The organism is Gordonia rhizosphera NBRC 16068, from assembly GCF_000298195.1.
In the GTDB taxonomy this organism is placed as follows: Bacteria; Actinomycetota; Actinomycetes; order Mycobacteriales; family Mycobacteriaceae; genus Gordonia; species Gordonia rhizosphera.
This window is the reverse complement of sequence record NZ_BAHC01000126.1, coordinates 19842-33968: the sequence shown is the minus strand read 5'-3', so window position 1 is coordinate 33968 and position 14127 is coordinate 19842. Positions and strand designations below refer to the sequence as shown.

At 65.5% G+C, this 14127-nt stretch carries 9 protein-coding genes and 1 pseudogene; 5 read left to right on the top strand and 5 right to left on the bottom strand.

The features are described 5' to 3' along the window. Positions 1–21: 21 nt before the first annotated feature. The 3 genes from GORHZ_RS15985 to GORHZ_RS15975 are packed head-to-tail and all read right to left on the bottom strand — an operon-like array spanning position 22 to position 4645. Positions 22–1152, bottom strand: coding sequence for an ornithine cyclodeaminase family protein (locus GORHZ_RS15985; protein WP_006334621.1), 1131 nt, complete (start codon positions 1150–1152; stop codon positions 22–24). 46 nt (positions 1153–1198) lie between these two features. Next, positions 1199–2677, bottom strand: a complete 1479-nt coding sequence (locus GORHZ_RS15980; RefSeq protein WP_006334619.1) for an APC family permease — start codon at positions 2675–2677, stop codon at positions 1199–1201. A gap of 42 nt (positions 2678–2719) precedes the next feature. Next, a complete protein-coding gene (locus tag GORHZ_RS15975) occupies positions 2720–4645 on the bottom strand; it encodes a primary-amine oxidase (protein ID WP_006334617.1) in 1926 nt (641 codons plus the stop codon). A 189-nt stretch (positions 4646–4834) separates the two neighbouring features. On the opposite strand from GORHZ_RS15975, the gene GORHZ_RS15970 reads away from it, so the two are divergent. Beyond that, on the top strand, positions 4835–5428 hold the full coding sequence (locus tag GORHZ_RS15970) for a TetR/AcrR family transcriptional regulator (RefSeq protein WP_040532267.1): 594 nt from the start codon (positions 4835–4837) through the stop codon (positions 5426–5428). 64 nt (positions 5429–5492) lie between these two features. On the opposite strand, the gene GORHZ_RS15965 is transcribed toward GORHZ_RS15970, so the two are convergent. Together GORHZ_RS15965 and GORHZ_RS15960 are read right to left on the bottom strand one after the other, a co-directional pair. Beyond that, on the bottom strand, positions 5493–6965 hold the full coding sequence (locus tag GORHZ_RS15965) for an NAD-dependent succinate-semialdehyde dehydrogenase (protein ID WP_006334613.1): 1473 nt from the start codon (positions 6963–6965) through the stop codon (positions 5493–5495). After that, the gene (locus tag GORHZ_RS15960; RefSeq protein ID WP_006334611.1) at positions 6962–8899 is read right to left on the bottom strand and encodes an FAD-binding monooxygenase; all 1938 of its coding nucleotides are present in this window, start codon (positions 8897–8899) and stop codon (positions 6962–6964) included. Before GORHZ_RS15960 ends, GORHZ_RS15965 begins: the two co-directional genes overlap by 4 nt. 197 nt (positions 8900–9096) lie before the next feature. Between GORHZ_RS15960 and GORHZ_RS15955 the strand changes: the two genes are divergently transcribed. From GORHZ_RS15955 to hpaD, 4 genes and pseudogenes are all read left to right on the top strand, one after another. Beyond that, positions 9097–10590 carry a fumarylacetoacetate hydrolase family protein gene (locus GORHZ_RS15955; protein WP_040532262.1) on the top strand — a complete coding sequence of 498 codons (1494 nt, stop codon included), beginning with the start codon at positions 9097–9099 and terminating at the stop codon, positions 10588–10590. Further along, positions 10572–11162, top strand: a pseudogene (locus GORHZ_RS31260) (GntR family transcriptional regulator); the annotation flags it as partial. The gene GORHZ_RS15955 and the pseudogene GORHZ_RS31260, both read left to right, overlap by 19 nt. A gap of 171 nt (positions 11163–11333) precedes the next feature. Continuing rightward, positions 11334–12851 carry a 5-carboxymethyl-2-hydroxymuconate semialdehyde dehydrogenase gene (gene hpaE / locus GORHZ_RS15950; RefSeq protein ID WP_040532266.1) on the top strand — a complete coding sequence of 506 codons (1518 nt, stop codon included), beginning with the start codon at positions 11334–11336 and terminating at the stop codon, positions 12849–12851. A 71-nt stretch (positions 12852–12922) separates the two neighbouring features. Then, entirely contained in the window at positions 12923–14086 is a 1164-nt protein-coding gene (gene hpaD / locus GORHZ_RS15945) for a 3,4-dihydroxyphenylacetate 2,3-dioxygenase (protein ID WP_006334605.1), read from the top strand. The last annotated feature ends 41 nt before the right edge of the window (positions 14087–14127 follow it).

Below are 14127 nucleotides of genomic sequence, written 5' to 3'. Positions count from 1 at the left end.
CGTGATTCACGTCAACCGAACTCATGCCAGCGCCGGCGAATCCCAGAGATTCAGCGTGGTGCCGATCCCCTTCGCGACGGCGTTGCGGTAGATGACGGTGCCCCATGCGACGTCCTCGACGGGCATGCCGCCCACCGAGAGCACGATGATCTCGTCGTCGTCGCGGCGGCCCACGGCGGTGCCCGCGGCGACCGCGCCGAGGTCGATCACCGCGTCGGCATCCAGCACACCCTCGTGGATCATGTCCATGAACTTGCAGCCGATGATCGGGATCGTCTGGTGTGACGGATATCCGGTCTCCTCCGACCACGCCTCGTAGAGTCGGGTGTTGTCGACCACCAGGCGCACATCCGCGGATTGCATCGACTCATCCATGTTGCACATCGCCGGCATGCTGAGGAACGCACCGGGCTTGATCAGATCACGCGTCATCGTCGGGTACGTCGACGGGTCGCCCGGAACCCCGGTGGTGCAGAAGGTGACGATGTCGGAATCGCGCACCGCGTCCTCGAGCGTGTCGACCTCGATGGTGGTGATGTGCGGGTACTCGTCGGCGACCCAGGCGGTGAACGCCTCCATGCTCGCCCGCCCGCGGCCCTTCACCTTCACCGTGTCGATCTTCGGGCACGCGGCGACGAACGCGGCCAGCGACGTCCGGGCCATCACGCCGGGGCCGACGATGCCGACGACCTGCGAGTCGGGGCGAGCCAACAGGCGTGCGCCGACGCCCGGTACCGCTCCGGTCCGGTAGGCCGACAACAGATTCGCCGACATCAGCGCCAGGGGCGCGCCCGTGTCGGTGTCGTTGAGCATGAACATCAGGATCGATCGTGGCAGTCCCTTGTCCCGGTTGGCGATGTTGGAGCCGTACCACTTCATGCCGGTGGTGCCGAAGCTGCCACCGAGGTAAGCCGGCATCGCCATGAATCGGCGGTCGGCGGTGTTATGAGGCATCCCCGGGAAGGGTGACTCGTCGGGGAAGGTGATCATCGCGCCGTGCGAGTCGCTGTTGGGCCCGGCCATCCGGTAGTCACCGTTGTGGAGCAGCACGAAGGTCTCGTGCATGGCGTCGACGCAGGCGGCCATGTCGGTGACGCCGGCCGCGATCATGTCGGGCTCTGACAGATAGAGGAAGTCGATCGAGGAGTTCATGGATGTTTCCTTGTGATTCGGTGGGGTACTGATCGTCGAGGGTTGATCACTCGCGGTGGCGCCCCATTTCTGCGTAGCGCTGCGGCGAGTGCGAGCGCAGCACGACCGAGGCGATGGCGCCCAGCACTGCCGCCACGAGCAGCAGGCTCGGCAGCAGCCACACCAGTACGCCGCCGGAACTGATGAGCAGACCGAAGTTGGAGATCGCATAGATCAGAATGGCGACCAGGGCGACGCCGGCCACCACAGGCGCGACCAGTGTCCGCAGCGCATTGCGGTCCAGGTCCCGGTGCCGCAGGAAGAACGCCACCACGGCGAACGACGCGGAAGCCATCAGCGCGATGACACCGAGCGTCCCGAGGTTGGTCAGCCAGGTGAACAGGGCGAGGATTGGGTCCTGCCCGGCGAGGACGAAGATCATCACGACGACGAATGCGACGGCCGACTGCACGACCGATCCGACATGCGGGCTCTGGTGTGCGCGGTGGGTGCGCCCGAGATGATTCGGGAGCAGGCCCTCACGGCCGAGGGCGTAAGTATAGCGCGCCACGGCGTTGTGGAATGCGAGCACCGCGGCGAAGACACTGGTGATGAACAGGATCCGCATGATCGTCGTGTACCAGGGGCCGATGTAGGAGTTCGACAGTTCGAACAGGAAGCTGGTCGGGTCGGCGAGCTGGGCGATGTAGTCCGGGATGTTGCCGACCCCGGCGCCGTTGACCATCAGGAAGGTGACCGCCGTGTAGACGATGCCGATGGTGCCCACCGCGAGGAAGGTGGCCCGCGGCACGGTGCGCTTGGGGTCCTTGGCCTCCTCGCTGTAGATGGAGGTGGCCTCGAAACCGACGAACGATGCGAAGCAGAACAGCAGCGCGATCGGCAGGGAACCGGTGGTCAGGGCGCTCGGTGTCAGCGGTGTGATGCTCAGGGACGTCGTACCGAAATCGCCTCCCTTGATGGCGATCACGACGGCCAGGATGATCACGACGAGGAATTCCGCAGCGACCAGGACCGAGAGCACCTTCACCGAGAGATCGATCTGCCGATAACCGAGGACCGCGACGATCGCGATGCCGATGAGGACGAAGATCCACCACTTGACGTCGAGGTCGAACTCGTCGGTGAAGAATCCCGCGACCGCCGCGCCGAACAGGCCCCACAGGCCGATCTGCATGGCGTTGTAACTCAGCAGTGCGAGGTAGGCGGCAGCGCCACCGAGTTGCTGTCGAAGACCCCGCGTCACATAGGAGTAGAAGGCGCCGGTGCTGGTGTGATGGCGCGCCATCGCCGTGTAGCCGACGGCGAAGACGAGCAACGTGATGGCGGTGAGGAGGTATGCACCGGGCACGCCGGGGCCGTTGCCGAGCAACATCGCGACCGGGGCGCCGCCGGCCATGGCGGTGAGCGGTGCGGCCGCCGAGATCACGAAGAAGGTGACACCGAAGACGCCGAGGGATCCGCGGCGCAGCTGGTGTTCGGAGCGCGTCGACTCATTGGCCGTCGGTGAGGGAATGTCGGTACTCATGGGATTCTCCAGAGGGTGGTGATGCGGTTCGATGGCGAGGGATCAGCAGTGGCAATGGGACTCGCCGTGGCGGACCGTTGCCGGAACGTCCAGGGTCGGGTTGCGATCGAAGAAGCCGACCGGTTTGAGGGTGAAGCCGGTGTAGTCGACGGGCATGATCGGCCAATCCTCCGGGCGGGGGTAGTGGGTGAGTCCGAAGGTGTGCCAGACGACGATGTCCTCGTTCTCGACGCCGCGGTTTCCGGCCACGTAGGTGGGAAGCCCGGCTCCGCCGGGATGCTGGTTCACCAGATCGCCGGACGCGTAGAGCTCGTCGGGCTCGAAGGGGGTGACCCAGAGATGTTTGGTCGCGAAGGCCGCTCGGCGCGCGACCGACGATGCCGGGTCGGCCAGCAGTGTCTGCTTGCCCTCGGGGAGTAGCGCGTACGCCACCGGGTGATCGAGCCGATTCTTCACGGTGGGGTTGACGATGTGCCAGACGCGCCCGACGGTGTTGTCGGCGTCGCGCTGAGCCTCGTCCTCCGTTCGCAGCAGCGTCTTCTGAAGTGTGAAGGCGTTCCCGTGTGGGTTGCCCTCGCCCATCGGTACGCGCACGCTTTCCAGTTCCTCGACGCTGTTGCGCGGGCCGTCGAGCATCATGTCGAGCCGGGCGCTGAACAGATGCTGGTGATAAGGGGCGCCGAGGCCCGGTGCGATCTCCGACGAGTACGGGTAGTCGTTGCCGGGGTAGGCGGAGGTGAAGACGATTCCGGTTGCCTTGACCTCGAATTCGATGGTGCCGTCGAGGTAGAGGTACCAGAAGAAACCGTAATCGTAGTTGCCGATCGTGGTGAAGAAGGAGATGACGAGGCGTCGCTGACGTCGGGTCTCGTGCGAACCGGCCCACAGGTCGGTGTGCTTCCACAGGATGCCGAAATCCTCTTCGTGCATGCAGACCGCGTTGCGCAGCGTGTGCGGGGCGCCGGATTCGTCGGCGATGACGGCGTCGAAGTAGGTGATGTCGCCGACGCAGTCACAGCCGAGTTCGAGGGCGTTGGCGTACCGACCGACGAGGTATTCGCCGGTGTCGAAGTAGTTCTGCCAGGAGCGAACCGGAGACGGGTCACCGTAGGGCACCACCATCTCGGCGATCGAGGCGCGGTGGATGATCGGCCGGAGGCGCTCGCCGTCGGTGAACCCGATCTGGTGCAGAACCAGGCCCTCCCTCGCGTCGAATCCGACTCGCAGGCTCCACTTCTCCCATTCCACGAGATTGCCGGTAACGGTGAAACTGGGGCCTTCGGGCTGGGTGATCTCGATCGGCTTCTGGGTCGTGCGCACCGGACCGGTCACCTCAGGGTCGGTGAAGTTGCCGGACTCCTGCGGGATCGGCACGGGTCCCAGGTCGAGGACCTGGAGTACCTCGCGAGCAGTGACATCGACAAACGCAACCAGTCCGTCGATCGGATGCGCCCAGGGATGGTCGTTCGGATTGGGCTGCAGGAACGCCAGCCCGCGCAGGATGCGGCGCCCCTCCTCGCCCGGATAGTCGAAGACGCCGGCCGACAGGGGAGCGACGCGCACCTGCGCGGGGTCGAGATCGCGAGCGGCGAGCGCGGTCAGCCAGCGTTCGTCGGTCGCGAGGATGTCCTCGACGAGTCCGAACTCCTCGTCGAGGACTGGCACCTGACCGTCGGTCGCGGTGTCGACGACGCGATGGGAAATCACCTTGCGTTCGGTCACCGAGACGACAGCGTCGATCGACTCCGGCTTGGTCGGGTCGAGCAGCAGGACGCGGAATCGGCGCTCCGACGGCAGTTCGGTGTCACCGTAGAGCAGGGCTTTCTCTGGCTCGACCAGTCCGACATAGGCGAAACGGGTTTCGCTTCCGGCGAGGCCGTCCCTGGTGAGGATCGCCTTGACGTCGTCGATCTCGGTGGGGACGGGCATGGACAGGGGGTGGTCGACGGTATCGGGGCTGACGGCCATCGGGATCTCCGTTCGGGGATGTGGTGCAGAACACACCATAACCTATTTCCTACGCTCGTAGGAAATAATGGACGCGCTCTGTTACCGATTTGTGTGTTTGATGTTGCGTAGTGTGTAACCCGCCCCGGATCAGGGCGGAGACGGCAATTCGGGCTGGTGTGCAGACACCGCGTGGAGGTGACGGAGGGCGTGCCCAAGATCGTTGATCACGACGAGCGGCGTCGGGAGATCATCGCTGTGGTGTGGCGGTTGATCGCGACCAGAGGGATCGAGGCGATGACGATGCGCACGATCGCCGAGGAAGCGGGCTACGCGAACGGCGTGCTGTCCTACTACTTCGCCAACAAGGACGAGGTGGTCAGGCGGGCCTATGAGCATGTTTCCCTGGCCACCAATGACCGCGTGGCGCGCAAGTTGGGCGACGCCCGAGGACTGGCAGCCCTGCGAATCCTCTGCTACGAGATCATGCCGCGCACCGACGAAGCGCTGCTGGAGGCTCGGATCGCCGCCACGCTGTGGGAGCGCGCGATGCACGACCCGGCGATGAGGCAGATCAACGCGCAAGCGTGGGAGGACTGGCGAGTCCAGATGATCGAGTTGCTCGACCAGGCGGTGTCCGACGGCGAGATACCACCGTCGGACACCGTGTTGACCACCGACACGTTGCTCACTCTGCTGATGGGCATGCAGGTGTTGGCGGTGCTGAGTCCGGAGATGATGCCCCCGTCGCGGCAGGACGAGCTGTTCGAGAACTTCATCGTCGAACTGCATTCCGGTGCGTGACCACACCTGCCGCAACACCGGGGGACGACACCACCCCGGACCCCGCACATCGTCTGCGGCCTGATCAGCCGAACGGATTCGGCGTGAGCGTGTACTTCGTCTGCAGGTACTCTCCGATGCCCTCGGCACCGCCCTCACGACCGAGGCCGGACATCTTCCAGCCGCCAAACGGTGCGGCGGCGTTGGACACGACGCCGACGTTGAGCCCCATCATCCCGGTGCCCAATCGCTCGATCATGCGTTGTCCGCGGGCGAGGTCCTCGGTGTAGACGTAGGAAACGAGACCGTATTCGGTGTCGTTGGCCAACCGGACGGCTTCCTCCTCGGTGTCGAAGGTGGCGATCGCCAGGACCGGGCCGAAGATCTCCTCGCGCAGGATGTCACTGCCAGAGGCGATCCCGGTGAGCACGGTCGGCGCGTAGAAGGTACCGGGGCCGGCAAGACGTTCGCCGCCGGTGGTGACCCGGGCACCTCGGGATACGGCGTCGGCGACGAGCTCCTCGGTCTTCGCCACGGCGTTCTCGTCGATGAGTGGACCGATGGTGACGTCCGGATCGGTCCCGCGCCCGACCGTGAAGCCGTTGACCCGTTCGGTGACGCGGTGCGCGAACTCGTCGGCGACGCTGCGATGCACGATGAAGCGGTTGGCTGCCGTGCAGGCCTGTCCGATGTTGCGGAATTTCGCCGCGATCGCGCCGTCGACCGCCTTGTCGAGGTCGGCGTCGTCGAAGACCACGAACGGTGCGTTGCCGCCGAGTTCCATCGATGTGCGCAGCACACCGGACGCGGCTTGCTCGAGAAGGCGCTGACCGACCGGGGTCGACCCGGTGAACGACAGTTTGCGCAGACGCGGGTCGGCGATGATCGGCGCCGACAGGGCCGAGGACTTCGAGGTGGTCACCACGTTGACCACACCTGCCGGCAAACCGGCCTCTTCGAGTACCTGTGTCAGCAGCAATGTGGTGAGTGGCGTCAGGGCGGCGGGTTTCACGACGACGGTGCAGCCCGCCGCGAGGGCCGGGGCGATCTTGCGGGTCGCCATGGCGAGCGGGAAGTTCCACGGCGTGATCAGGAAGCACGGCCCCACGGGGTGCTGGGAGACGATCATTCGTCCCGTGCCTTCCGGGTTCGGGCCGTATCGTCCCTGGATGCGGGTGGCCTCCTCGCTGAACCACCGGAGGAACTCGCCGCCGTAGGTGACCTCACCGCGTGCCTCGGCGAGCGGCTTGCCCATCTCGAGGGTCATCACCAACGCGAAGTCCTCTTTGCGTTGCTGCACGAGATCGAAAGCGCGACGCAGGATGTCGGCGCGTTCGCGTGCCGGGGTGGCTGCCCACGCCGCGGCAGCGGCATCGGCGGCGTCCAGCGCAGCCATGCCGTCCTCGGGTGTCGCGTCGGCGATCTCGGCGATCACCTCTCCGGTGGCCGGGTTCGTGACGGCGAGCGTCGCGCCGGAAGACGACGCGCGCCAGGTGCCGCCGATGAACAGACCGTCGGGAACGGTGTCGAGCAGATTCGTGTCCTGGGTGACGGTCACACGGACTCCTTGGTGAGCGATGCGGCGTTGTGGGGGAGGAGGTTCTGGGCGAAGAAGGCGGTGAGCTCATCGGTCGCTGACAGCGGAAGAACCTGCGCGACATACTGATCCGGTCGGACGACGATGATCGCGCCGCGCCGGTCGATGCCGCGCTCGGCGAAGATGTCGGCGCTCGGGTCGGTGGCATACACCTTCTCGTAGTCGGTGACCGCGAACGGACCGACCTTGGGCAGGAAGATCGACGGCACGGTACCGAGATCGATACCGGTGTGATCCTGCCGATAGATCACCTTGACATCGAAGATCGCGTCGATGTCGACGCCGTCGGGGGTGTAGCGGACGACCGGGGACTCGGGATCCCGCGCCAGCCAGTTCGCCCAGTCGTCGAGCGCCGAGACGTCCGGCGCCCCGGCGTTGTGACTTGCGGCCGTATCCGCGGCGAAGGCGTAAATGCGCCAACGCCCGTCGGCGCGGTGATGGTGGCCGAGCTGCACCGGATTGGCGTCGGCGACCCGGACCACCGGCGCAGACTTGAACCGCTTGCCGATGGGGTAGCCGGATGCCAGGTCCTGATGGGTGCTCGCACCGATGATCATCGATGGCTGGTATTCGGTCATGAAACCGGCCGGGAATTCGGCGGTCTTGACGTAGAAGTCCTCCAGCTCCGAGGGGGAGTCGAACTCCTCGGGACGCTTGGCCATCATCGACGACCATTCGCGATCGAAGTCGATGAGGTTCTGCGCGATCACCTGGCGCTCGGCCGAGTAGGTCGCCAGCAGACTCTCGGGGCTACGGCCTTCGAGCACATGACCGAGCTTCCAGCCGATGTTGAAGCCGTCCTGCATCGACACGTTCATGCCCTGGCCGGCCTTGGCGCTGTGCGTGTGGCACGCGTCGCCGGTGATGAACACGCGCGGGGTGCGGGTGCCCGCCTCCTCGACGGGGACGTCGTCGAAACGGTCGGTCACCCGGTGGCCGACCTCGTAGACGCTGTGCCACGCAACGTTCTTCACGTCGAGGGTGTAGGGATGCAGGATCTCGTTGGCCTGCTTGATGATCTCCTCGATGCTCGTCTTGCGGACGTTGCCGTGGTCGTTCTCGGGCACCACACCGAGATCCACATACATGCGGAACAGGAAGCCGCCCTCGCGTGGGATGAGCAGGATGCTCCCGCCGGAGCCCGATTGGATCGCGCACTTGGTGCGGATGTCGGGGAAGTCGGTCACCGCCAGGACGTCCATGACACCCCACGCGTGATTGGCCTTGTCCCCGTGCGGAGTACAGCCGATTGCGTCGCGCACGCCGCTGCGTGCGCCGTCGGCGCCGACGACATACTTGGCGCGGACCGTCCGGGTGGCTCCCTCGTTCGGGCCGACGGCGTGGGTGAGCGTCACGGTGACTGGGTACTCGCCGTCCTGGCCGACCTCGAGGCCGGAGAACTCGTAACCGTAGTCGGGCGTCATCCGGGTGGGGGAGTTGACCATGACCTCGGCGAAGTAGTCGAGGACGCGGGCCTGATTGACGATGAGGTGGGGGAATTCGCTGATCCCGGTCGGGTCGTCCTCGGTTCGTGCGGCGCGGACGATGCGCGAAGGATCGTTGGGATCCGGCTTCCAGAAGGCCATCTCGGTGATCCGGTAGGCCTCGGCGATGATGCGCTCGGCAAACCCGAAGGCCTGGAAGGTTTCGACACTGCGTGCCTGGATACCGTCGGCCTGGCCGATCGCCAGGCGGCCCGGGCGCCGTTCGACGATGCGTGTGGTGACGTTCGGGAACTGGGACAGTTGGGCGGCGGTGATCATGCCGGCGGGCCCAGTGCCGACGATGAGGACGTCGACCTCGTCGGGGAGTTCGTCGGGCCGGTCGATGCCCACGCCCGCGGCGGGTTGCACCCGCGGATCACCGGAAACGTAGCCGTGGTGATGGAACTGCATTGTTCAGACCCTCGTCATTCTCTGATCGGACTGGCTGATTGTTTGGCTTCATGGTCGGGTTCGGGTGGCGGAGGTCACCGATGTGGAAATCGTGCGACCTGAGTCACTTGCAATCTGTGAGACCAAACATATACGATCTCGTATACACGTTGCAAGATACGTTTTCGTATACGATTAACGCCGACAAGGAGGCCCTCATGACGACCGAGTACGAGCCGGCAGTCGAGGCACAGACTGTGGCCCTGAGCGGCAGGCCGGGGAAGATCATCGCGGTTCACCTCAGCTACGCGTCGCGAGCCGACCAGCGTGGGCGTCGACCGGCGCATCCGTCGTACTTCTTCAAACCGTCCAGCTCGGTCGCGCAGAGCGGCTCTGTGATCGAGCGTCCCGCAGGTACCGAATTGCTGGCCTTCGAGGGTGAAGTCGCGCTGGTCATCGGGAACCCGGCCCGCCGGGTCTCGATGGAAACCGCCTGGGATCATGTTGCCGCCGTGACCGCGGCGAACGATTTCGGGCTATATGACCTCAGAGCCAATGACAAGGGCTCCAACGTGCGGTCCAAGGGTGGCGATGGTTTCACTCCGCTGGGTCCCGGCCCGATCGATGCGCGCCTGGTTGATCCGGATGCACTCCGGCTGCGCACCTGGGTGAACGGCGTGTTGGCGCAGGAGGACACCACAGGCGAAATGATCTTCCCGCTGACCCAGCTGGTGGCAGATCTATCCCAACACCTCACGCTGGAAACGGGTGATGTGATTCTCACCGGGACGCCGGCCGGCTCGTCGGTTGTCGTTCCCGGCGATGTCGTCGAGGTCGAGGTCGACGCACCGACCGCATCCGGTGCCCCGACGTCGGGACGACTGGTCACGACCGTGGTCGCCGGCACCCGCGGATTCGACTCCGACCTCGGATCGCTGCCCGCAGTGGACGACACCCAGCGTGCCGAGGCGTGGGGATCGCGCGAGGCCGCAGGCCTTCCGGATGTCGCCGCATCGGCGCTCTCCGAGGAATTGCGCGACAAGCTGACACGTGTTCCCGTCGCCGGGCTCTCCGCGCAGCTCCGCAAACGGGGACTCAACAACGTCTCGATCGACGGTGTCCGCGCCCAGACCCGCGGCAGCAAGATCGTCGGTACCGCCAAGACGCTCCGGTTCGTGCCCAACCGTGAGGATCTGTTCGCATCCCACGGCGGTGGCTACAACGCACAGAAACGGACATTCGACGCGGTCGGCCCCGGCGAGGTCATCGTCATCGAGGCCCGCGGCGAAAAAGGCTCCGGCACGCTCGGTGACATCCTCGCCATCCGCGCCAAGACCCTTGGGGCGGAAGGCATCGTGACCGACGGCGGCGTCCGCGACTACGATGCGGTCGCCGAGATCGGCTTGCCGGTATTCACCGCGGGAGCACATCCCGCCGTTCTCGGTCGCAAGCATGTGCCCTGGGACTTCGACCTCACCATCGCGTGCGGCGGCGCCACCGTGCAGCCCGGCGACATCATCGTCGGTGACGACGACGGCGTGATCGTCATCCCCCCGGCCATCGCCGAAGAGGTCGCCGATGCGGCGATCGAGCAAGAAGAGCAGGACGCGTGGGTTGCCGATCAGGTGGCCGCCGGTCACCCCGTCGACGGGTTGTTTCCCCCGAACGCCGAGTGGAAGGCGAGGTATCTCGAATGGCGCCACCATCGCTGAGCGACGACGTGACGAATCAGCAACCAACACAAAGTAAGTCACAGATCGCCTACCACTGGATCAAGGAGCGCATCTCGCGGCAGGAGTACTCGCCGGGCTACCGCCTGGTGTTGAGCACCATCGCGAAGAGTCTCGACATGAGTGTCGTGCCCGTACGTGAGGCCATCCGGCAACTCGAGGCCGAGGGCCTCGTGACGTTCGAACGCAATGTCGGTGCGCAGGTGTCGATGGTCGACGACTCTCTGTACCGGCACAGCATGCAGGCCCTCTCGATCCTCGAGGGTGCAGCGACGGCACTGGCCGCACGCCGACTCACCGAGGAAGACCTGCGCAAAGCTCGCGACATCAACGAACGCATGATCGCCTCGCTCGACCATTTCGACCCGAGCCTGTTCACCGCGCTGAACCAGGAGTTCCACGCGACCCTGTTCACGAGGTGCATCAACCCGCGGATGGTCACGCTCGTCGAGTCCGAGTGGGCGCGCCTGGGCCACCTACGTGCTTCGACATTCTCCTTCGTTCCCGGTCGCGCCCAGGAGTCGGTGCGCGAACACGAGAACATCGTGCGGCTCATCGAAATCGGTGCGCCGCTCGGCGAGATCGAGAAGGTGGCGCGGCGGCACCGCGCAGCGACTCTGGACGCCTACATGGTCCACGAACATCCCGACGAGACGCTGGGCCTTCCGGCCTACAGACCTTCAGAACATCTGACGACCTCCAGACCCTCAAGAAACGGAGTAACCATGACGAATACGGTGAGCACTGCCGCAACCCGACACGTCCCTGCAGATCTGCCCACGCGCATCCAGCACTACATCGGCGGCAAGTTCGTCGACTCGATCGACGGCGACACCTTCGATGTCCTCGACCCGGTCTCCAACGAGACCTACGTCCAGGCTGCGGCGGGCAAGAAGGCCGACATTGACCTCGCAGTCGCGGCCGCCACGAAGGCCTTCACCGACGGGCCGTGGCCGAAGATGCTGCCGCGTGAACGTTCCCGTATTCTGCACCGGATCGCCGACATCGTCGAGTCCCGTGACGCGCGACTGGCCGAGCTCGAGTCATTCGATTCGGGCCTGCCGATCACCCAGGCGCTCGGGCAGGCGCGCCGGGCCGCGGAGAACTTCCGGTTCTTCGCCGACCTGATCGTCGCGCAGGCCGACGACACCTACAAGGTGCCGGGCCGCCAGATCAACTACGTCAACCGCAAGCCGATCGGTGTGGCCGGTCTGATCACGCCGTGGAACACACCGTTCATGCTCGAGTCCTGGAAACTGGGCCCGGCGCTGGCCACCGGCAACACCGTGGTCCTCAAGCCGGCGGAGTTCACCCCGTTGTCCGCGTCGTTGTGGGCCGGGATCTTCGAGGAGGCCGGACTTCCCGAGGGTGTGTTCAACCTCGTCAACGGGCTGGGTGAGGATGCCGGCGACGCACTCGTGAAACACCCTGATGTGCCGCTGATTTCGTTCACCGGCGAGAGCCGCACCGGCCAGATCATCTTCGGCAACGCAGCACCGTTCCTCAAGGGTCTGTCGATGGAACTCGGTGGCAAGAGCCCGGCCGTCGTGTTCGCCGACGCCGACCTCGATGCCGCCATCGACGCCACGATCTTCGGCGTGTTCTCCCTCAACGGCGAACGCTGCACCGCCGGCAGCCGCATCCTCGTCGAGCGGCCGGTCTACGACGAGTTCGTCGAACGCTATGCAGCCCAGGCCAAGCGCGTGGTTGTGGGGTATCCGCACGAGAAGAACACCGAGGTCGGTGCGCTCGTGCACCCCGAGCATTACGAGAAGGTCATGAGCTACGTCGAGATCGGCAAGACCGAAGGCCGGCTCGTCGCCGGCGGTGGCCGTCCCGAAGGATTCGAGACCGGCAACTTCGTCGCCCCGACGGTGTTCGCCGACGTCAAGCCGGACGCCCGGATCTTCCAGGAGGAGATCTTCGGCCCCGTGGTCGCCATCACCCCGTTCGACACCGACGAAGAAGCCCTCGAACTGGCCAACGGTGTGAAGTACGGACTGGCCGCCTACATCTGGACGAACGATCTCAAGCGCGCCCACAACTTCTCGCAGGCCGTCGAGGCCGGCATGGTGTGGCTGAACTCCAACAACGTCCGCGACCTGCGCACGCCGTTCGGCGGTGTGAAGGCGTCGGGTCTCGGGCACGAGGGCGGCTACCGTTCCATCGACTTCTACACCGACCAGCAGGCCGTGCACATCACGCTCGGCAAGGTCCACAACCCGACCTTCGGCAAGCAGTAAGACAACCACCGCGCCGCAGCCGCGGAGCATCCGACCCCGAGTTTCACTCCCTCACAAGCAAGGACGCTGACATGACCAACCGCGAAGAGATGACCCTGACCTCGTCGGGCTACTACGTCTCGCAGGAAGCACCCATTCACTCCGACAACCCGGTGAGCACCCCGCAGTCCTCGCCCCCCGATATCCTGCGCTGCGCGTACATGGAGATCGTCGTCACGGACCTCGCGGCGTCGCGCCAGTTCTACGTCGATGTCCTCGGCCTGTACGTCACCGAGGAGGACGACGAGGCCATCTACCTGCGGTCGACCGAGGAGTTCATCCACCACAACCTCGTGCTCCGCAAGGGTCCGGTGGCCGCCGTCGCGGCATTCTCCTACCGTGTGCGCAGCCCCGAGGACCTGGACAAGGCGGTCGCCTTCTACAGCGAGATCGGCTGCCGCGTCGAGCGCCGTGCGGAGGGTTTCGTGAAGGGCATCGGCGACTCGGTGCGCGTCGAGGACCCGCTCGGGTTCCCGTACGAGTTCTTCTACCAGACCGACCACGTGGAGCGGCTGTCGTGGCGCTACGACCTGCACACGCCGGGCGAATTGGTACGCCTCGATCACTTCAATCAGGTCACCCCGGACGTGCCCCGCGCCGTGCGGCACTACCAGGATCTCGGCTTCCGTGTCACGGAGGACATTCAGGACGAGAACGGAACCGTCTACGCCGCGTGGATGCGACGCAAGCCCACCGTGCATGACACGGCGACGACCGGCGGCGACGGACCGCGCATGCACCACGTCGCGTTCGCGACCCACGAGAAGCACAACATCCTCGCCATCTGCGACAAGCTCGGTGCGCTGCGCCGCTCGGACGCCATCGAACGCGGCCCCGGCCGTCATGGCGTGTCCAATGCCTTCTACCTGTACCTGCGGGATCCCGACGGCCACCGCGTCGAGATCTACACGCAGGACTACTACACCGGTGACCCCGACAACCCGGTCGTCACCTGGGACGTCCACGACAATCAGCGCCGCGACTGGTGGGGCAACCCGGTGGTCCCCAGCTGGTACACCGAGGCCTCGCTCGTGCTGGACCTCGACGGCAACCCGCAGCCGGTGGTCGCCCGCACCGACGACTCGGAGATGGCGGTGACCATCGGTGCCGACGGATTCTCCTACACCCGCAAGGATGACGACGAGGAGATGCCCGACTGGAAGAAGGGCGAGTACAAGCTCGGCGCCCAGCTCTAACCGGCTTGGTGGCCTCGGTGGGCTCCCTCGCCTACTCGACG

Coding starts and splice junctions, on each gene's coding strand:
- GORHZ_RS15985 (WP_006334621.1), bottom strand. CDS start 1,152: ATGAACTCCTCGATCGACTTCCTCTATCTGTCAGAGCCCGACATGATC.
- GORHZ_RS15980 (WP_006334619.1), bottom strand. CDS start 2,677: ATGAGTACCGACATTCCCTCACCGACGGCCAATGAGTCGACGCGCTCC.
- GORHZ_RS15975 (WP_006334617.1), bottom strand. CDS start 4,645: ATGGCCGTCAGCCCCGATACCGTCGACCACCCCCTGTCCATGCCCGTC.
- GORHZ_RS15960 (WP_006334611.1), bottom strand. CDS start 8,899: ATGCAGTTCCATCACCACGGCTACGTTTCCGGTGATCCGCGGGTGCAA.
- GORHZ_RS15955 (WP_040532262.1), top strand. CDS start 9,097: ATGACGACCGAGTACGAGCCGGCAGTCGAGGCACAGACTGTGGCCCTG.
- hpaE (WP_040532266.1), top strand. CDS start 11,334: ATGACGAATACGGTGAGCACTGCCGCAACCCGACACGTCCCTGCAGAT.
- hpaD (WP_006334605.1), top strand. CDS start 12,923: ATGACCAACCGCGAAGAGATGACCCTGACCTCGTCGGGCTACTACGTC.